Here is an 18,509-nt window from a genome sequence, read left to right on the forward strand (position 1 = left end):
TCACAGGCCTTTCGCATCCACCGGTCGGTCCTCCGCGGCCAGCGCGATCCCGCCCTCGCGGGCGGCGAGGAAGGCGTGCGCGGCGCTGTCGGCCGGTGCGCGGGTGCCGCCGGCGACGGTGCTCCACGCCTCCTGGCCGACCGAGACGAGCGGGGAGCGGTTGGTGACCGTCGGGGCCGCGGCGGGCGCGGCGACCAGCCGGTCGAAGCCGGTGCGATGGGACAGCACTTCGGAGAGGCCCAGAGCCAGGATCAGTTTTGGGTCCGCCGGGCGGCGCCAGTACGCCTGGAATTTGATCGTGCAGGCCTGCGCGGCACCCGGGTCGTCATGGAGTTCGAGGTCGAATCCGGCCCGCAGCCGCTGGAAGGGCGGCAGTTGGCAGGCCTCGGCGCGGGTGAGGTCGAGGTAGGTGCCGGGGGCGAACCAGTCGTCGGCCCGGCCGCCCTGGGTGACCCCGGTGGACTGCGCGGCGACGTCCACACTGCGCTGCCCGTCCAGGCGCCGGCCGCCGACCCGGGCGATCGGCAGGCCCAGCGGCACGAGGCCCTGGGTCCACCGCAGCCGGCCGAGCGGGGAGACCACCACCGTGCCGTCGGGCAGCCGGCCGGCCGCTGGGGCGAGGGCGGCGCTGCGGTCCTGGGCGCCGTCGGCGTGCAGGTTCGACGCCCGCCGGAACTCCGCCGCGAGCAGGGCGGCCACGTCCTGGATCGGGGGAGCGGGCGCCGGGCCGGCCGGGCCGATCCGGAAGGTGTCCGACCAGCTGATGTCGTCGAGGAGCAGTTCCTTGGACACCGAGACGTGGATCGTCCACGGCCCGGGCCCGTCCACGGTGCCGGAGGCGGAGATACCGCCGGAGAAGATCGCGACCCGCACCTGCCAGCCGGCCTGGAAGTCGACGTGCAGATGGAACGGGTCGAAGGTGACGATCGCGTCCAGCGCGATCGAGCCGTGCGCGGCGATCACCGCGAGGTCGACGCCGACCTCGATGCTCCCGCCCACCTGGAAGCTGTTCGCGGTGATCGCGAGATAGCCGTCGGCCCGCAGCGACAGGAACGGAAGCGACGGCAGATCCAGGGCCAGGCCCAGCCGTTGCTGCGGCGGCACGACGGCCGGTGCCGGGTCGAAGCCCGGATAGAACCCGCCCACCGCCACCACGACGTACGGCGGGCTGCCCCAGCAGACCCGGATCGCGCCCGAGCCGGTGACCCGGAAGACGCTCAGCGCACGGGAGTCGACGAGCACCGCGTCGACCGCGACCAGCTGCCGGGAGACGTCCAGTTCGCCGAGCACGTCCAGCTTGACGGCCAGCACCGGGGGCAGGTCGATCGTGGCCCGGCCGGCCAGGACGAACTTCGCGTCCGGGAGCTGGAGCAGCAGGGCCGCGTCGGCCTGGACCAGCGAGCCGGCGTCGCCGAGGTCGAGCCAGCTGAGCGCGAACGTCGGCCCGAGCACCTGGGTGCCCGGGCTGACCGGGAAGAACTCCTCCAGCGCCTCCCAGAGCGTTCCGGCGTCGCGTACCGGGTCCGCGGGGAACAGCGCAGCCGCCGCGCCGCCGTCGGCCAGCCGCTGACGTAACCGGTCGGTGGCCACTCGGCGGTTGGCGCCGACGATGCCGCCGACCTCGCTCAGGCCGAAGCCGAACCCCAGCTGGACGGCCGGGGCGAACCGGGCCGACAACAGCACCAGCAGCGAGGCCGCCCGGCCCGGCGGCACCCGCAGGAGAGCCGTCCCGAGGACCTTCAGCGGCCCCACACCCACCCCGAACGCACCCGCCAGGCGCTCCGGGGACACCGCCAGGGCCCCGCCGCCGGACAGCTCCGGCGCGTCCAGGCCCAGGCTCCCGGTCAGGGAGGGCACCGGCGCGATCACGTACGGGTCCGCGCGCCCGGGGACCTTGACGACGGCGGTGGGGACGGTCACGCCGACCAGGGCCGGACCGAGCGCTGCCGTGCGGGTCGCCCCGGCCGGCGAGGGATCGGTGCCGTCGACGGACTGCAAGGCCTCGCGCAGACCGGGCACGTTCGGTACGGCCTGGAGCAGCAGCTCGAATGCCTTCTGCCGGATGAGCGCCCGGTTCGCATCCAGCACGCCCAGGGCCGACGCCGAGCCGCCGGCGACCTGGTCCACCAGGTTCACCAGGCCGAGGTGGACGCCGGCCGCGGCCAGCGCGTTGTCGAGGTCCTGGACCAGCTGATCGGCCATGACGACCCGGATTCGGCCGGCCCCGCCAGAGCGGCGGGCCCGGCGGGAGGAACGGTGCGACGAGACCTCGGACAGCCGGGCCGCACACGAGAACTGACTGACCCCACCATTCGACCATCCGGGTGAGCCCGGCGCACCCGGAAGCCGGGCCCTGGAAACCGCTCCGGCGTAGCGCATCCGTCAGGGGGATCGAGCGCAACGGCGGCCAGATGCTGTCTGGGCGGGTTTTGTATCCGGTGGGTATCAGAAGGCGCTTGGTTGTCCGTCGAATCGGCGCGCCGGCCCGTGGTGAAGGGGCCCGCAGGGAGCGGGAGTGCCGTGGCTTCGTCACGTGTCGGTCCGGGGTGTCACTCCATCTGACCTGTGGGTTTGCGGACGGGAGAGACCGCGGGGAGGGCGCTGCCCGTCCCTTGGGGCGACGCGGTCGCTGCGTCCGGTGTCTGCCGTATCGTTCCTTTCGGGTCGTCGGCTGTGTTTTCGGCCGGGATCGATCTCTCGCCCAAGACCGTCCGAACAGGAGTCATCCGCCCGTGTCCTCGCCTGCCCCGGCCGGGGCCTCTTCGCGCCCGGTTCGCGTGCTGCTGGTGGAGGACGACGAGCTGATGCGCCGGTCCTTCACCGTCGCGCTGGAGCGTTACGGCTATGCGATGAAGGCGGCGGCCGACGGTCTTGCGGGGCTCGAGCTCTTCCGGGACGAGGACTTCGACCTGCTGATTCTGGATGTGATGCTGCCCGGTCTGGACGGGATCGGCCTGTGCCGCAGAGTCCGGGAGACCAGCCTGGTGCCCGTTCTGATGATGTCCGCGCGCGGTGACGGGCTCGATGTCGTCGCCGGTCTGGAGGCCGGAGCGGACGATTACGTGGTCAAGCCCGTGGACACCTACGTGCTCGTGGCACGCATCCGCTCGCTGCTGCGGCGGGCGACCTATCCGCCCGCCCCGGGACCCGGGCGCGGAGCGGGCGAGGGGCCGTCGTCCGAGGGGGACATGCTGGTGTTCGGGGACCTGAGCATCGACACCGCCGGCATGGAGGTGTTCGTCGCCGGAAGCCCGGTGGCGCTGACCCCGACCGAACTGAAGCTGCTGCTGGAGTTCGCCGCCCACCCGGGCGTCGTGCTGGAGCGGCACACCCTGCTGCGCGACGTCTGGGAGTACGGCTGGGACGGCGACAGCCGGGTCGTGGACCTGTGTGTGCAGCGGCTGCGCAGGAAGCTGGGCCGGGACCGGATCGAGACGGTCCGCGGCTTCGGCTACAAGCTCAGGCGCTGAGAGCGGTGCGTCCGCTCCACCGGCTGCGGCCGGCCCGCGCCTCCCTGCGTTGGAAGATCGCCGCGCTGGCTGCGGTCACCGCGTGCCTGGTCGTGGCGGCGGTGGGTGTGCTGGTGCACGTGTGGACCGCGCGGGACATCCGCGGCCGGGCCGACGCGCAGGCCTTCAACGCCGTGTACTCGGCGATGGACGTCTACCGGCGTACCGGAACGCTGGCGGATGGTGCCGAGCTCGATCCGGCCGCGCTGCCCGCCGCACTGCGACACCCGGCCGACGGCGACCGGCACACGGCCTACGACGGGCGCGTCGAGGGAAACCTGGGGCCGAGCGTCTGGGCCGCCCAGCGGACCGGCGGCCCCGGCAGCCCGGTCCTCGCCGTCCAGGTCAACATGAGCAACGAGCTCTACGGGCTGCACCGGCTCGACGTGACCATGACGTTGGCCTCGCTGGTCGCGCTCGCGGCGGCCGCGCCCCTGGCGGTCTACGGCGCCGGGCTGCTCGCCCGCAGGCTGCGGAGGGTCTCCGAGACCGCGAGCCGGATCTCCGCCGGGGACCTCGACGCGCGAACCGGGCCCACCAAGGGCCGCGACGAGGTGGCCGACATCGCCGCCACGGTCGACCTCATGGCCGACAGTCTCGGCCAACGGCTGCGGACCGAGCGCCGGTTCACCGCGGATGTCGCCCACGAGCTGCGCACCCCCGTCGGCGGTCTGCTGGCCGCTGCCGACCTGCTGCCGCCCGGTGAGACGGAGGATCTGCTCCGTGCCCGGGTGCGCGATCTGCGCGGCCTGGTCGAGGACCTCCTGGAGATCTCCCGCCTGGACGCCGGTGTCGAACAGCCCGTTCGCGCCCGGGTGCCGCTCGGCGCCGTCGTCTCCGAGGCCGTGGCGCGCACCGGCTTCGACACCGAGGTCAGCGTCGGCGAGGTCATCGACACCGAGGTCACCGTTGGCGAGGCGCCGGGCGCAGGGGATGCCACGACCGTGGAGACCGACCCTCGCCGCCTGGAGCGGATCGTCAGCAACCTCGTCGTCAACGCCCACCGGCACGGAGCGGCCCCGGTGGAGGTCACCGTCGAAGGCCGTACGGTCGTCGTGCGCGACCACGGCCCCGGCTTCCCGGCGGACCTGCTGCTCCACGGCCCGCGCCGCTTCCACACCGGCGCCACGGAGCGCGGCTCGGGCCACGGCCTGGGCCTGACCATCGCCCTGGGACAGACCCGGCTCCTCGGCGCCGAGCTGCGCCTGGACAACGCCCCGGACGGCGGCGCCGTCGCCACCCTGCGCCTGCCGGCCTGACCGCCCGGCGCACACCCCTGCACACCCCTACACAACTGCTACGAACCAGCGCGCACGCCGATACACGGCTGCCCAGGCCCCGATACGTCCCCCGGACACCCTTCGAAGTGCACGCTTCCGCACCCGAAGAGGAGTCCCCGTGATCACCGCCCCCAGCTTCCCGCACGCGTTGCAGACGACGCCCGGGATCGCGGCCGCCACCACCGACCTGACGAAGACCTACGGCAGCGGCGAAACCGAGGTCACAGCCCTGGACCGGGTCAGCATCGGCTTCCGCGAAGGCGAATTCACCGCGATCATGGGCCCCTCCGGCTGCGGCAAGTCCACCCTCATGCACTGCGCCGCCGGGCTCGACACACCCAGCTCCGGCTCCGTCCGCATCGGCACCACCGAACTGAGCACGCTGAGTGACCGGCAGCTCACCCAGCTGCGCCGCGACCGGATCGGCTTCATCTTCCAGGCGTTCAACCTGCTGCCGACGCTGACCGCGCTGGAGAACATCACGCTGCCGCTGACCATCGCCGGACGCCGCCCCGACCGGCAGTGGCTGGACCGCGTGGTCTCCATGGTCGGCCTCTCCCAGCGCCTCGCCCACCGGCCCGCACAGCTGTCCGGCGGGCAGCAGCAGCGCGTCGCGGTCGCCCGCGCGCTGGCCTCCCGCCCCGCGATCATCTTCGCCGACGAGCCCACCGGCAACCTCGACTCCCGCGCCGGGACCGAGGTCCTCGGCTTCCTGCGGGACTCGGTACGCGAGCTGGGCCAGACCGTGGTCATGGTCACCCACGACCCCGTCGCCGCCGGATACGCCGACCGCGTCGTCTTCCTCTCCGACGGCCGCCTGGTCGACGAGATGGCACACCCCACCCCGGACCGGGTCCTCGACGTCATGAAGACCTTCGACGCCCGCTCACGCACCAGCTGACCCGCGCCTGTGCTGTACGTCCGCACATCCCCGTTCCTCCCACGTTCCCGAAAGCTGCCCATGCTGAGCACAGCCCTGCGCAACGTCCTGGCGCACAAGGCCCGTCTGGCCATGACCGTCCTCGCGGTCTGCCTGGGTGTCGCGTTCGTCTCCGGGACCCTTGTCTTCGCGGACTCGACCGCCGAGGCCTACCGCGCCGCCGCGTCGAAGAACTTCGCCGGCATCGCGGTCACCGTGACCGCGAAGGAGTCCCCGCCGAGGGCCGCCGCGAGCCGACAGAACGACCAGCAGACCGACCAGCAGGACGGCGTGCTCGACGACGCGCTCGCGCGGACGCTCGCGACCGTGCCGGGCGTCGCCGCCGTGCGGCCCTCCGTCGACGGTTCGGCCGTCCTGAACGCGGCAGACGGCACTCCGCTGCGCGTCAGGTCGGGGGCGAACCTGGCCGGCGCCTACGTACCGGGCAAGGACGGCAAGGACAGCAAGGACGGCAACGACAGCCGCTATCCCCTGATCGAGGGCCACGCCCCGACCACCAGCGACGAGATCGCCGTGGACAGCGGCACCGCCGCCGCCGGTCACGTCGGCATCGGCGACACGATCACACTGGCCACCGACGGTCCGGCCATGACCAAGCGGCTGACCGGCATCGTCACCACCAAGGACACCCGGGTGACGGCCGGCGGCACCCTCGTCCTGTTCGACAGGGCGACCGCCCAGAAGCTGTTCGCATCCCCGGGCCAGTACACCGGAATCGATGTGTCCGCCGCGCCCGGCACCGACCAGTTCGAGCTCGCCCGCCGAGTCACCGCCGTGCTCCCCGCCGACCGGGCCGAGGCGACCACCGGCGCTGCCCAGGCCGCCCAGCAGGCCGTCTACGTCGGCACCCTGACCCGTGGCTACGCGAAGATGCCGATGGTCTTCGCCGGAGTCGCGCTGTTCATCGGCTCGTTCCTCATCGTCAACACCTTCACCATGCTCGTCACCCGGCGCACCCGCGAGATCGCGCTGCTGCGGGCGATCGGCGCCTCACGCCGTCAGGTGGTCCGCTCCGTCCTCGCCGAGGCCTCCCTGGTCGGCCTCGCCGCATCGGCAGCCGGTTTCCTCCTCGGCCTCGGCATCGCCTCGGTGCTGCCCGACGCCCTGAGCACCGACGGGAACGCGCTGCCCCACGGCCCCCTGGTGATCGGCCCGCGCCCCGTCATGGCGTCGCTCGCGGTGGGCGTGGGAGTCACCGTCCTCGCCGCCTGGCTGCCCTCCCGCAAGGCGGCCGGGATCGCGCCGATCGAGGCGCTGCGTACGGCACAGCAGCCGCCCACCGGCCGATCCCGCATCCGTGCCGTCGTCGGCCTGGCCCTCCTCGCCCTCGGCACCGGCATGCTGATCTCGCTCACGGGGGCGAAGGACGCCTCGGAGGAGAACCTGCGCAGCGCGATGCTCGGCTGCGGCGTCCTCGTCGTCGCCCTGATCGTGCTGGCGCCGCTGCTCGCCGTCCCGGTGATCCGGCTGGCGGGACGGCTGGCCGGACGACGGCCCGGCCGCCTCGGGATCGCCGGACACCTCGCACAGCAGAACGCGCTGCGCGACCCGAGGCGCACCGCGGCCACCGCCGCCACCCTGCTGATCAGCACCGCACTGGTCACCGGGCTCGCCGTCATCGGCAACTCCACCGGGCAGGCCCTCGACCGCCAGGCCGCGGCCGGCCTCGGCGCCGACTACGTGATCAGCACCGGCAACACCACGACCGGCGTCGACCAGGCCGCCGTACAGCGGGTGGCCGGCACGCCCGGGGTGCGGACCGCGAGCGCCGTCACGGACTCCACCCTGTTCATCGGCGGCGGCGTCCGGACCGTCTCCGGCGTCGACCCCGACACCGTGAACGACGTCATGAGGCTCGACTTCGTCAGCGGCTCCGTGAAGGATCTCGGGCCGGGCCGGATCGCCGTCTCCAGCACCACCGCCCGGGAGAACGGCCTGAGGACGGGAAGCCAGGTCAACGCCCGCATCGGCCGGAACCAGGACGTCACCACGTACACCGCGTACACCGTCGTGGGCGTCTACAAGGACAACCCGACCGCCCACGATGCGCTCGGCGCCCGCAACGACGTACAGCGGAACAGCTTCAAGCCCGGTTCCGTCCAGCGGATACTCGTCCGCACCGATGGCGGCGCGAGCTCCACGAGCACCGAGGACCGGCTGCGGACCGCCGTCGGCAACAACCCGCTGCTGAAGGTGCAGGACCGACGGCAACTCGTCCACGAGGCCGCCGGCACCATGGGCAACCTGCTGACCCTGATGTACGGGATGCTCGCCATCGGCGTCGTGATCGCCTCGCTCGGCATCGTGAACACCCTGGCCATGTCGGTCGCCGAACGCACCCGCGAGATCGGCGCGCTGCGCGCCATCGGGATGGACCGCGCCGGCATCCGCCGGATGATCCGGCTGGAAGCCGTGATCGTCGCCGCGTTCGGCACCCTGCTGGGCCTGGCGGGCGGACTCGTCAGCGCCTGGGCGGTCGGCGCACTGGCCAACGGCGCGATGGAGCAGTACTCCCTGGCACTGCCCTGGGGGACGCTGCTCCTTGTGTGCCTGGTGTCCCTCGCGATCGGTGCGGTCGCCGCCGCCGTCCCGGCCCGCCGGGCAGCCGCCCTGAGCCCGCTGGAAGCCGTCGCGGAGGCGTGACGCACGGCCTGCGCAACCGGGAGCTGCTGGCCAGGTCCTGCTGAACCGGCTCCTGCAGGGCCGGGGCCGGCGTCCGCTGGGGCCGGGCAGGACGGGCCGGTGCGAGCCGCGGGGGCCGGGGAGCCGACGGCGGAGCCTCGGCCGCCGGGTGTTCCCCGGCCCCAGGCGGGTAGGTGCGCGAGTGAGCCACCGATCTCGGGAGGCCGCCATGGACCTCGCGTTTCTCACCCCGCTGCTCGACCGGCCCGGCCCCTGGGCCACCGTCTACCTCGACACCTCCCGCGCCACGGAGGACGCCGCCCAGCGTCGGGCGCTGATCGACCGCGCCGCCGTACACCGGCTCGCCGATCTCGGCACCGACGAGCGCACCTGCGCGGCCGTCCGTGACCAGCTGGCCCGCGAACCGGCCGCCGGCTCCCCGCCCGGGCGCGCGCTGTTCGCCACGGACGGTGAGGTCGCACTCGACGTCCCGCTCGCCGTCTCGCCGCCGGACGTCGCCGCCACGTGGGCGCCGCTGCCGCACACCGCCCCGCTGCTCGGCATGCTGGACGACGCGGCGCCCCGGTGCCTGGTCGCCGCCATCGACCGGACGGGCGCCGAACTGGAGCGGCGCGACCTCGACGGCACCGCGCCCATCGGCACCGTCGAAGGACCGCAGTGGCAGGGGCGTGGCCACCACGCCCCGCCCACCGACCGCCACGAATGGCACTACCGGCACCGGGTCGAGGACACCTGGGAGCGCACCGCCGGGATCATCGCCGACCACCTCGCCCGGATCTGGCCCGACAGCGGCGCCCGCCTGCTTGTCCTCACCGGCGGCGTCCGCGAGCGCCGGGCGGTCCACGAGCGACTGCCGCAGCAGCTCCGGCCGGTCACCGTCGAGGTCGACGGCGGCGGCCGGGCCGACGGCATCGCCCGCGACGTGTTCGACCGGCGGATCGGCGAGGCCTGGGACGACCACCGGACGCGGCACCTGGACACCGTGCTGAACGCCTTCCGCGCCGGCCTGGGACGGCCCGGCGAACACGCCACCGACGGCGCCGGCACCGAGACCGCGCCCGGCGCCGCCGCCCGGGGCGTGCCCGCCGTCGTCAGCGCGGCACGGCAGCACCAGCTCGCCGCGCTGCTCGTCCAGCCGAGCGGCGGCCACGACCCGGAGCGCCCGGTCTGGACGGGCCCGCGGCCCGAGCACATCGGCGTCCACCGGGCCGACATCCGCAGCATGGGCGTCGGCCACCCGGAACAGGCCCCCGCCGCCGACGCCCTGCTGCGCGCCGCCGCGGCCGCCGGAGCGGAGGCCCTGCTTGTCCCGGACACCGTCCCCGGGCCGCCCGGCGGCCTCGGCGCGGTCCTGCGCTGGGCCGGCTGAGCGGGCCCGCCGGCGTCGGGGGAAGTCGGCCGCTTGCTGCCCACCACGGGGACGCTCGGGTAACGTCGGGCGCTGACCCGTCAGCTCCGCTCGCAGCACGCCGAACTCGACTACCGCACAGAAGAGTTGGAACAGGGCGCGGCAGACCCTGCGGCATGGCCACAATGGGCAGCCGGTTCGGTTGGTGCCGCTCGTGGTGATCGCGGCGATTGCCTTGATCTCCGCCAGGACGGCGGCCGGGCCGTGCACGACCGTGCTCGCGGAACCGACATCGGGTGAGGTCCACGACTGGACGACGCTTCGCAACTGGTCCTGGACCACCTGCTCTACGCCCTTCTCGTGCATTTCAGAGCATGATGAGCAGACGCGTATTCGGCTTGAGCTTCCTGTTCACCGAACGACTCTGCACGTATACCTCCAACTTGGGATTACGCCCCGCCTTCACGGAGACGGTCCCCTGGACACCCGTGCCGAACAGGAGACTGCGTGCCGCGTCGCCCGTGTATGCGCGGTCGGTGTCCTTCTCGACCACGATGACTTCCTTGTCGGGCTGAACCTGAACCCGGGTGCCCAGCTGGTAGTAACACGACCCGCGTTCGTACGTCACGCCCGGATGCGAATCGACGAAGGATCGAATCTCGACCTCCGTGTCGACCTTCAGGAGTCGGTACTTGTCGGCCGGGATCGGTTCGAGGTTCGCCCGCACGTCGTCGACCGAGATGTCCTGGCCGACCGCGAACAGGTTCTTCGTGCCGCGCACGCCTTTCTCGCGGCCACGGAGGAAGCTGGTGGCGGCAGCGCGCACGGTACCGATCGCCTCCTCGACACCCTCCTGGGAATCCGCATCCCAGATGGCGATGTTTCCGGCGGGGAAGCCGTAGTTCTGGGCGGTTCGCTTCGCCAGGGAGTTCGGAACGAGGATCGCGGAAGTCCAGTGGCCCGGAAGCGCACCCATCTTCGCCGCGATCCTGTCGAGCCAGGGGCCGAGAATGGCCATGTCGCCATCGTGCCGTATGTCACCGCCGGAGGCGTTCTCCTCGCCGTCCGTCACCACGATCTGGAGGAAACTGTGCTCGCCGTACGCCTCCCAGATATGGCCCAGGTCGTCCAGGGACTTCAGAGAGGCCTCGATGAGGGCCGTAGCGCCATTGTTGACCTTGTACAGACCCCGCATGGACGGCAGATGCTTCACGTCCATGTCCCAGACCAGGTTCTCCACCTTGTGGTCGAAGGAGTAGAGGCTGATCCGGGTCTCATGACCGAGGCTGTCCGACTCGGCCTTCAAGCCCGCCACGAACTCGTCCACGACGCGGATGAGTTGACTCTGGTGCTGGCGCATGGAACCTGAACAGTCCACTACCAGCGCGACGTGATTCACCTTGTGCTGGATCTTGTTTGTGGACATATTTCTGCTCCTTTTCCGACGCTCCCCGAGTGATGTCTCCACACTATGGGGAGGCACTGACAACGGAGCTTGACGGACGATCACCCGCCTGCCCCGCGGCAGACCTCGAACGACAGGATCCCCGAGATCGCCATCGGCCGGGCCTACGACGTCCTCGTCCACCTCCACACCGTCCGGGAGGTGATCAAGCTGTAGTGCCCCTGTGCCCCCGCTCAGGGGTACACCCACCCCGGTGGGCGGGCCTGGTGCGGATCAGCCGAGGGCGCCGACAGCGGCCCGCGTCGCCTGGGCGATCAGGGCGTCGTCGGAGGTGGCGTCCGGCTTGCCGCGGTCGGACAGTACGACGATGACCACCGGACTGCGGCCACCGGACGGCCAGGCGACGGCGACGTCGTTGCGGGTGCCGTAGCCCGCGTTGCCGGTCTTGTCGCCGACCTTCCAGCCGGCGGGGACGCCGGCGCGGATGTACGGGCCGCCGGTGGTGTTGCCGACCAGCCAGTCGGTCAGCAGCCGGCGCCGGGCGTCCGCCAGGACGTCACCGAGCACGAAGCGGCGCAGGTCGGCGGCGAGGACGCGGGGCGTGCTGGTGTCGCGGGGGTCGCCCGGGGTGGCCTCGTTGAGGGTCGGCTCGGTGCGGTTGACGTTGGTGGTCGGATCGCCGAGGTCGCGCAGGGCCTGTTGGACGGCCGCCGGGCCGCCGAGCTCGGCCGTGACGAGGTTGGCCGCGGTGTTGTCGCTGTACTCGATGGCGGCCGCGGCCAGATCGCGCACCCGCATGCCGGTGGCCACGTGCTGCGAGGTGATCGGCGCCCACTTCAGCAGGTCCTCCGCGTGGTAGGTGACCACCTTGTCCAGTTCCTCGTCGGAGGCGTGGTGCAGGAGGGTCCCGGCGGCGAGCGACTTGATCGTGGAGGCGAACGCGAACCGCTCGTCCGCGCGGTAGGTGACCTCCCGGCCGCTGCCGGTGTCCAGCGCGTACAGGCCGAGGCGGGCGCCGAAGTGCTGCTCAAGTTCCTTGAATGCGTCGGTATTTGACGTGGGCGCGACCGTGCCTGCTGCCGTCGGCGGCGCGCTGGTGCCGCTCGTGGCGCATCCGGTCAGCAGGGCGGCCGCGAGCAGGACCGCGGCCGGCAGCGCGGTACGGGAGTGCCGGAGCGCAGGCGTCATCAGTGATCTCCTCGATGGTCGTACTCGATGGTCGTGCGTGGGGAAAGCGGATCGATCCGGCGGTCGCGTCGCGGTCGCGCCGCCGCCACCAGCATCACCCTCCCCGCCGCCGACGCCGCGATCGGCACCGTCGCCCGCCTCGCCGTCGACGGGCTGCGCATCGTCGCGAACGGGCGCCGCTGAACCTGCCGTACGGTTCACGGCGTTGTCGCACGCTTCGGAAGTGACGGTTGTGGGAATCCGTCCGGGGGCAGGACGGAGCTTTGCTCTCGCAGGCCTGCTACTTCCCCAAGTCCCGTCCGCCCTAAGGAGATCAGCTCGTGCACGCACCTCGCGCCACGCTCAGATCCCTGATAGCCGGCCTCTGTGCCGGGTTCACCGTGCTCGCCCTCACGGGGGGCCCGGCGCAGGCCGCACCGGCCGGCGCCACCCAAAGCGCCGCCAACTCCTCCAATCTGACGAACCATTCCGTAGAAGCCGCCCCGCCGACCGGCGCGCCGGCCGCCTCCTACACCATCAGCACGCCGACGAACATCTCGGCCTCGTGCGCAGGCCAGAACGCCGAGACCATCCAGGCCGTCGACCCGGCGGTGAACGCCGTCTACGACGCGTGGATCGGCTGCAAGGGCATCGGATTCTCCGGCTCCCTGGACGGCGGCGCCACGTTCGGCGCGCCGGTCACCCTGCCGGGCAGCGTCGGACAGAACGGCGGCCGGTCCTGGGACCCGGCGATCACCGTGGCGCCGAACGGCACGGTCTACGTGGCCTTCATGGTCTCCCGCTCCGGCCAGAGCTACCCCGTCGTCGACGTCAGCACCGACCACGGCGCCACGTTCAAGACCGCCGGCTCGATCGTCCCGCCGGATGCGAACAACTGGGGCGACCGCGACTTCATCACCGTCGGCCCGGACGGCACGCTGTACCTGACGTGGGACTACGGGCCGAGCGCGGCGGCGGTGACGTTCGTCTGCTCGCCGACCGGCAGCTGCGCGTTCGCCACCGGAGACGTCAACGCGGTGCTGCAGAAGTCCACCGACGGCGGCCGGACCTGGAGCCCGATGTCGCACATCAGCCCCGGCTACCCGAACAGCGGGGCGGACAGCGCGCCGATCGTGGTCGAGCCGGACGGCTCGCTCGACGTGATCTACCAGGGCTACGTCGTCACCAACGTCCCCACCGACAACCTGACCGTCGCGTACACCTACGCGACCCGCTCCACCGACGGCGGCGCGACCTGGTCGCAGCCGGTGCGGATCGGCGCCGACGCCGGGACGATGAACAACAGCGAGTGGTGGATCGACGGCAGCGAGGCGCTCGGTCCGGACGGGACGCTGTACGCGACCTGGGACACCCAGGGCCCCAACACCGACACCGGGTGGCTCTCCTACTCGCGGGACCACGGCGCGACCTGGTCGAGGCCGGTCCAGGTGCCCACGGACACGCTGAACGTGCCGCACATCATGCAGGTCGTCGCCGGGCCCCCGGGGATCGCGTACGTGGGCTGGCTGTCGAGCAGCGACCCGCGCGGCTACGCGCAGTACCTCCGGACGTTCTCGACGACGCAAGGGTGGCTGTCGGCTCCCGTCCAGGTCTCGCAGAACTTCGGGACGAGCACGGTGTGGCCCGGCGACACGTTCGGGTTCTCCGCACTGTCGCCGACCCGGCTGGTGCTGGCCTGGGGCAGCGCGGTCGCGCCCACGGCCTCGAATGACAGCATCTGGGCCGCGACCGTGGGGGTGACCCTGCCGTAAGGCTCGGGGTCCGGGCGCCGGTGTCGATCACCTCCTCGGTGATCGACGCCGGCGCCAGGGGTGGCGAACTGCTGGCGGTTGAGTGTCACTGAGTGTTCATAAGGTCTGTTTAGTGGTGTTGTCGGATGTGCTGAATATGCGGCTATTTGCTTGATTTTGTGGCGTTCTGATGGTGTGTGTAGGGTGCTGGTGTCTTGATCCGGATCGGTCGTCGGGGAGGTGGTTTGTCGTGTCCGAGAAGAAGACGTTGCGGCAGATCGCCCGGTCGTTCGTGGCCGATCCTGCCAGCGGTGTGTGTATACGGGACCGGCTGAAGGGCCTCACGCCGGAGGACGAGAAGGTTCTGCGGCTGGTCGGCGAGCACATGGGCTCGCTGGCCTCCCGCGATCTCAAGGCGCGCTGCGCCGACGGTCTGGATCACTCCACGGACACGTGGGCGGCGCGGAAGCGGGAGCTGACGGCCGAGTCGTCGTCCCGCTGGGCGGGGTCGGTCACGGGGGCGACGCATGCGCAGTGGGGGCTGTCCCGCCGGGCGCAGTTCGCCCACATTCAGGGCCTGGAATCCGGGACCAGGACCATCCGGCACCGGCTGTCCCTGCCGATCGGCGAGAAGGGCACCAGGAAGGCCCCGGGCGGCTACCGCTCGGCGCACGAGTGGTTCGCCAAGTCGCGTCGACTGGCGGTACTGGAGGACCGGGCCGCTCAGGTGCGGGCCGACCGGGAAGCCGGACGGGTGCGCGTGCTGCGGGGCGGAAGGAAGTTGGCCAACACCCGGCACAACCTCACCGCTGCGGGAATGACCGAGGCGCAGTGGCGGGACCGCTGGGAGGCCGCGCGCTGGTTCCTGTCCGCTGACGGGGAGTCCGGCAAACGGTTCGGCAACGAGACGATCCGCGTCACCCCCGCCGGCGAGATCAGCATCAAGCTCCCCGCGCCACTCGCCGGGCTGGCGAACTCCCCGCACGGCCGGTACACGCCGGCCGCCCGCGTGAGCTTCCCCCATCGTGGGGACGAATGGGCCGACCGCATCGAAGCGAACCGGGCCGTCGCCTACCGCATCCACCTGGACGTGGAACGCGACCGCTGGTACCTCGACGCGTCGTGGACCCGCAAAGACCTGCCCGTCGTTCTCCTGGACAGCCTGCGGACCGGTGGCGTCGTCGGCGTCGACACGAACGCCGACCACCTGGCGGCCTGGCACCTCGACGTGCACGGCAACCCGGTCGGCGAACCCCGCCGTTTCGACTACGACCTGACCGGCAACGCGAACCACCGGGACGCGCAGCTGCGCCACGCTCTCACCCAACTCCTGCACTGGGCCACCGGCACCGGCGTGCGCGCGATCGCGGTCGAAGACCTCGACTTCACCGACTCCAAGTCCCGCGAGAAGCACGGCCGGAAGAAGCGTTTGCGGCAGCTGATCTCCGGCATCCCCACCGGCCGCCTCCGCTCCCGCCTGCTGGCGATGTGCGCGGAGCACGGCCTGTCGGTGATCGCCGTCGATCCCGCTTACACCAGTCTGTGGGGAGACCGGCACTGGAAGAAGCCCCTCACCACGAAGACCCGCGCCACCACCCGCCACCAGGCGGCAGCGGTGGCCATCGGACGACGCGCCCTCGGACACCCGATCCGGCGACGGACGACACCGCCCCGCGCACACCAGAGCGATGTGCACGGGCATCGGACCGCCCAGGCCGGACCAGGTGACCGGGGGCGTGAGGAAACCCGCCGCCCCGTCACGGACCGCAGCCAAGAGCCGCACGCCCGGACAGGGAACCAGAGAACGCGGGCGACCAGCGCACCCAAAACCGTTCGGGATGCGCGCAGTGACAGAGTCGATCTTCACGATCACTCCTGATCACTGTTCAGGAACGGTCGTCAGCTGTGCTTCCAGGTCACCGAGAAGGCGGTGCCGCCGCTGAGCCCTGAGGTGGTGGCCTTGGTGACGCCGCCCGAGGCCATGGTGATGCTCGACGCGTTCGACGAGCCGAGGCTCCGTCCGTTGACCGTGGCGCTGGTGAAGGAGACGGAGCCGAAGTCGGAGAGCGGGAGGACGCCGGAGGAACTGGACGGGGCCTCGGCGATCACCTCGGCGGAGGCCAGGGCGGCGCTCCGCAGCGACTTGTTGACGGTGCGGCTCCAGCCCTGCGTGGTGTCGGACAGGGTGAGCGTGAACGACCCGGAGCCGTTGGTGGTGACGCTCGCGGTGAAATGGTCACCGGGCCGCACGGTGTTGCCGAAGTTGGACGGGTACTGCGGGTACATCTCGTACCAGGAGGAGTACACCGGCGAGCCGCCGGAGCAGTCGGCCTCGGTGCCGATCTGCTCGACCGTGTTGCTGCCGTCCCCGTCGAGGCCGACCCAGAAACTCGACCAGGTGTTGGTGCCGGCACAGGAGACGGACGGCTGGACCCAGCTGGCGCTGACGCTGGTGAACATGCCGCCGGTGGCGGCGTAGCCGGCCCAGTTGCCGCTGGTGCTGCGCAGTACACCACCGCCGTGGTGGACGAGCGGAGCCTGGACGAGGGCGGGGGCGGTGGCGGCGACGGCCGGAACTCCGCTGCCGAGCACGGTCAGCAGGGCGGTGGAGGCGACGAGGGTGCGTCGAGCGGTGCGTCGAGTGGTGCCTCGACGGGCGTCGGACATGGCTACTCCCGTGTGAGGGTGTGGAGTTGACCAAGCGTCGACAACGGTAACGCCCGTGCTCCGGGCCGATGGGTTACGGGGTGATAACGAATTCCGGATCCCCCTGCCGCCCGCCTGCGCCTGTGCCTCCCGCCTGTCGGCGCAGGCCCGCCGCACGTGCGGCGACCTCGAACAGCGAGGCGAAGTCGGCCTCGGCGCCGGGCCGGTGGCCGGGCGCCGAGGCCGGTTATGTCAGGCCGGAGTTGCGGCGGCCCGGCCGAGGTGGCGGGCGAAGAACCGGACTGCGCTGTCGGCCTCGAACCTGGGCAGTTCCTGGTGCTTGCCCGCGTTGGCGTGCAACGTCTTCTCCGTCGAGGCGAAGGCGTCGAACAGCGCGAGACCGGCCTCGCGCGGGATGTGCTCGTCGTCCCGACGTTCGTCGGCTTCCAGGGCGCTCGCGACGACGTGAGCAACGAAACCGGCGACTCCCCCGAGGTGGTCCGGAAGATCGGCTGACGCCTGCCTGGCCCATTCGGTTACTGGTCGGGCCGGCCGGTAGGCCGGCCGTGGGCGACGCTGCCACGGCATGCGCGGGGCGACCGGCTGCGCCACGATGGGAGTACACGGTCGTTCGTCTGTCCTGTGCAGTTGCCCGTGCCTCGTGGAGGCGGCCGACATGGACTTCTTCGATGCGGTGGTGGTCGGGTCCGGCTTCGGCGGCTCGGTCATGGCGTTCCGGCTGGCGGAGGCCGGAAAGAGTGTGTGCCTGCTCGAACGCGGAAAGGCGTTCCCGCCGGGCAGCTTCCCGCGCGGTCCGCACGCCACCGCCGCGAACTTCTGGGCCCCGGATCACGGGCTGTACGGCATGTTCGATGTGTGGAGCTTCTCGGACCTCGATGCCGTCGTCTGCAGCGGACTCGGCGGGGGTTCGCTGATCTACGCCAACGTCCTGCTGCGCAAGCCCGAGAACTGGTTCCCTCAGGACGACTCCGCGGGCGCGGACGGCGAGTACTGGCCGATCACCTACGACCAGCTCGTTCCGCACTACAAGCAGGTCGAGACCGTGATGGGAGTGCAGGCCTACCCCTCCCACGGGGAGCCCTATCGCAGTACGCCGAAGACCGCCGCCATGCGGGAGGCGGCCCATCTCCTGGGTTTGGACTGGGAGTTACCCCCACTGGCCGTGACCTTCGGCAACCCGGGTCAGCAGCCGGTGCCCGGGGTTCCCATTCTCGGCGGTGAGCAGAACCTGCACGGTGTACCGCGTTACACCTGCCGACTCGTCGGCGAGTGCGATCTCGGGTGTAACTTCGGTAGCAAGAATACCCTGGACCTCACCTACCTCAGCGCCGCCAAGCGGCACGGTGCCGTGCTCCGCACAGGCTGCGAGGTGCGCTCCTTCGAGCGCACCGCCGATGAATTCGCGATCTCGTACCTCAAGCGCCCGTTGGACGGGGATGAGGACGGACCGGACCACGCCGAACGGTGCGTCGTCAGGGCGCGCCGACTGATTCTCGCCGCCGGAGCGCTCGGCACCCCCTATCTGCTGCTGCGGAACCGGAGTGCGGTCCCGCGCATCAGCCCCACGCTCGGCACTCACTTCTCGGGCAACGGCGACTTTCTGGGATTCGTCTTCCAGGCCTGGGAGAAACGCGGCGGCGCCGAGGCGCCGCGTCTGCTGGACCCCAGTTTCGGGGTCATGTCCCGTGAAGTGGTGTAGTGGTCGTTTGCCAACGGTCATGCGGTGGGTGGTAGTTGGTCGCGAGCCTGCTCGCCAGGGTAGAGCTGGTCCATGCTGCCCTCAGGCAGATAGCGGCGGG

The 18,509-nt window shown here is 71.6% G+C and carries 14 protein-coding genes and 1 pseudogene; 10 read left to right on the forward strand and 5 right to left on the reverse strand.

Annotation, left to right across the window (positions count from 1 at the left end):
- Entirely contained in the window at positions 1 to 2,202 is a 2,202-nt protein-coding gene (locus KV557_RS31470; RefSeq protein ID WP_218204958.1) for a DUF6603 domain-containing protein, read from the reverse strand.
- Positions 2,203 to 2,732: 530 nt separating this feature from the next.
- Between KV557_RS31470 and cseB the strand changes: the two genes are divergently transcribed.
- The 5 genes from cseB (at position 2,733) to KV557_RS31495 (ending at position 9,741) form a co-directional block, all read left to right on the forward strand.
- Positions 2,733 to 3,470 (forward strand): two-component system response regulator CseB, encoded by a 738-nt coding sequence (gene cseB / locus KV557_RS31475; protein WP_308130166.1) that lies wholly within the window; start codon positions 2,733 to 2,735, stop codon positions 3,468 to 3,470.
- Positions 3,467 to 4,768 (forward strand): HAMP domain-containing sensor histidine kinase, encoded by a 1,302-nt coding sequence (locus KV557_RS31480; protein ID WP_256178247.1) that lies wholly within the window; start codon positions 3,467 to 3,469, stop codon positions 4,766 to 4,768. Before cseB ends, KV557_RS31480 begins: the two co-directional genes overlap by 4 nt.
- Positions 4,769 to 4,937: 169 nt before the next feature.
- The gene (locus KV557_RS31485; protein WP_218204975.1) at positions 4,938 to 5,690 is read left to right on the forward strand and encodes an ABC transporter ATP-binding protein; all 753 of its coding nucleotides are present in this window, start codon (positions 4,938 to 4,940) and stop codon (positions 5,688 to 5,690) included.
- 60 nt (positions 5,691 to 5,750) lie between these two features.
- Positions 5,751 to 8,372: an ABC transporter permease gene (locus KV557_RS31490; RefSeq protein WP_218204960.1), complete on the forward strand. Its 2,622-nt coding sequence runs from the start codon at positions 5,751 to 5,753 to the stop codon at positions 8,370 to 8,372.
- Positions 8,373 to 8,580: 208 nt separating this feature from the next.
- Complete coding sequence (locus KV557_RS31495) at positions 8,581 to 9,741, forward strand: baeRF2 domain-containing protein (protein ID WP_218204961.1); 1,161 nt, start codon at positions 8,581 to 8,583, stop codon at positions 9,739 to 9,741.
- Positions 9,742 to 10,087: 346 nt separating this feature from the next.
- Here the strand turns inward: KV557_RS31495 and KV557_RS31500 are convergent, their stop codons facing one another.
- Positions 10,088 to 11,146: a vWA domain-containing protein gene (locus KV557_RS31500; RefSeq protein ID WP_218204962.1), complete on the reverse strand. Its 1,059-nt coding sequence runs from the start codon at positions 11,144 to 11,146 to the stop codon at positions 10,088 to 10,090.
- A 69-nt stretch (positions 11,147 to 11,215) separates the two neighbouring features.
- On the opposite strand from KV557_RS31500, the gene KV557_RS43260 reads away from it, so the two are divergent.
- Entirely contained in the window at positions 11,216 to 11,341 is a 126-nt protein-coding gene (locus KV557_RS43260; RefSeq protein WP_256178239.1) for a hypothetical protein, read from the forward strand.
- A gap of 57 nt (positions 11,342 to 11,398) precedes the next feature.
- Here the strand turns inward: KV557_RS43260 and bla are convergent, their stop codons facing one another.
- On the reverse strand, positions 11,399 to 12,313 hold the full coding sequence (gene bla / locus KV557_RS31505) for a class A beta-lactamase (protein WP_218204963.1): 915 nt from the start codon (positions 12,311 to 12,313) through the stop codon (positions 11,399 to 11,401).
- A 27-nt stretch (positions 12,314 to 12,340) separates the two neighbouring features.
- Between bla and KV557_RS31510 the strand changes: the two genes are divergently transcribed.
- From KV557_RS31510 to KV557_RS31520, 3 genes are all read left to right on the forward strand, one after another.
- Positions 12,341 to 12,496, forward strand: coding sequence for a hypothetical protein (locus tag KV557_RS31510; RefSeq protein WP_256178240.1), 156 nt, complete (start codon positions 12,341 to 12,343; stop codon positions 12,494 to 12,496).
- A 137-nt stretch (positions 12,497 to 12,633) separates the two neighbouring features.
- The gene (locus tag KV557_RS31515) at positions 12,634 to 14,064 is read left to right on the forward strand and encodes a sialidase family protein (protein WP_218204964.1); all 1,431 of its coding nucleotides are present in this window, start codon (positions 12,634 to 12,636) and stop codon (positions 14,062 to 14,064) included.
- Positions 14,065 to 14,293: 229 nt separating this feature from the next.
- Positions 14,294 to 15,922, forward strand: a complete 1,629-nt coding sequence (locus KV557_RS31520) for a transposase (RefSeq protein WP_218204965.1) — start codon at positions 14,294 to 14,296, stop codon at positions 15,920 to 15,922.
- A gap of 20 nt (positions 15,923 to 15,942) precedes the next feature.
- On the opposite strand, the gene KV557_RS31525 is transcribed toward KV557_RS31520, so the two are convergent.
- Both KV557_RS31525 and KV557_RS31530 read right to left on the reverse strand, forming a co-directional pair.
- Positions 15,943 to 16,710, reverse strand: a complete 768-nt coding sequence (locus tag KV557_RS31525; RefSeq protein ID WP_218204966.1) for a G1 family glutamic endopeptidase — start codon at positions 16,708 to 16,710, stop codon at positions 15,943 to 15,945.
- Between the two features lie 231 nt (positions 16,711 to 16,941).
- A pseudogene (locus KV557_RS31530) lies at positions 16,942 to 17,130 on the reverse strand (alpha/beta hydrolase); the annotation flags it as partial.
- A 235-nt stretch (positions 17,131 to 17,365) separates the two neighbouring features.
- On the opposite strand from KV557_RS31530, the gene KV557_RS31535 reads away from it, so the two are divergent.
- Complete coding sequence (locus KV557_RS31535) at positions 17,366 to 18,409, forward strand: GMC family oxidoreductase N-terminal domain-containing protein (RefSeq protein ID WP_218204967.1); 1,044 nt, start codon at positions 17,366 to 17,368, stop codon at positions 18,407 to 18,409.
- Positions 18,410 to 18,509 lie beyond the last annotated feature (100 nt).

Source organism: Kitasatospora aureofaciens, from assembly GCF_019192735.1.
GTDB lineage: Bacteria > Actinomycetota > Actinomycetes > Streptomycetales > Streptomycetaceae > Kitasatospora > Kitasatospora aureofaciens_A.

Coding starts and splice junctions, on each gene's coding strand:
- KV557_RS31510 (WP_256178240.1), top strand. CDS start 12,341: ATGGTCGTGCGTGGGGAAAGCGGATCGATCCGGCGGTCGCGTCGCGGT.
- bla (WP_218204963.1), bottom strand. CDS start 12,313: ATGACGCCTGCGCTCCGGCACTCCCGTACCGCGCTGCCGGCCGCGGTC.
- KV557_RS31535 (WP_218204967.1), top strand. CDS start 17,366: ATGGACTTCTTCGATGCGGTGGTGGTCGGGTCCGGCTTCGGCGGCTCG.
- KV557_RS31490 (WP_218204960.1), top strand. CDS start 5,751: ATGCTGAGCACAGCCCTGCGCAACGTCCTGGCGCACAAGGCCCGTCTG.
- KV557_RS31525 (WP_218204966.1), bottom strand. CDS start 16,710: ATGTCCGACGCCCGTCGAGGCACCACTCGACGCACCGCTCGACGCACC.
- KV557_RS31495 (WP_218204961.1), top strand. CDS start 8,581: ATGGACCTCGCGTTTCTCACCCCGCTGCTCGACCGGCCCGGCCCCTGG.
- KV557_RS31470 (WP_218204958.1), bottom strand. CDS start 2,202: ATGGCCGATCAGCTGGTCCAGGACCTCGACAACGCGCTGGCCGCGGCC.
- KV557_RS31500 (WP_218204962.1), bottom strand. CDS start 11,146: ATGTCCACAAACAAGATCCAGCACAAGGTGAATCACGTCGCGCTGGTA.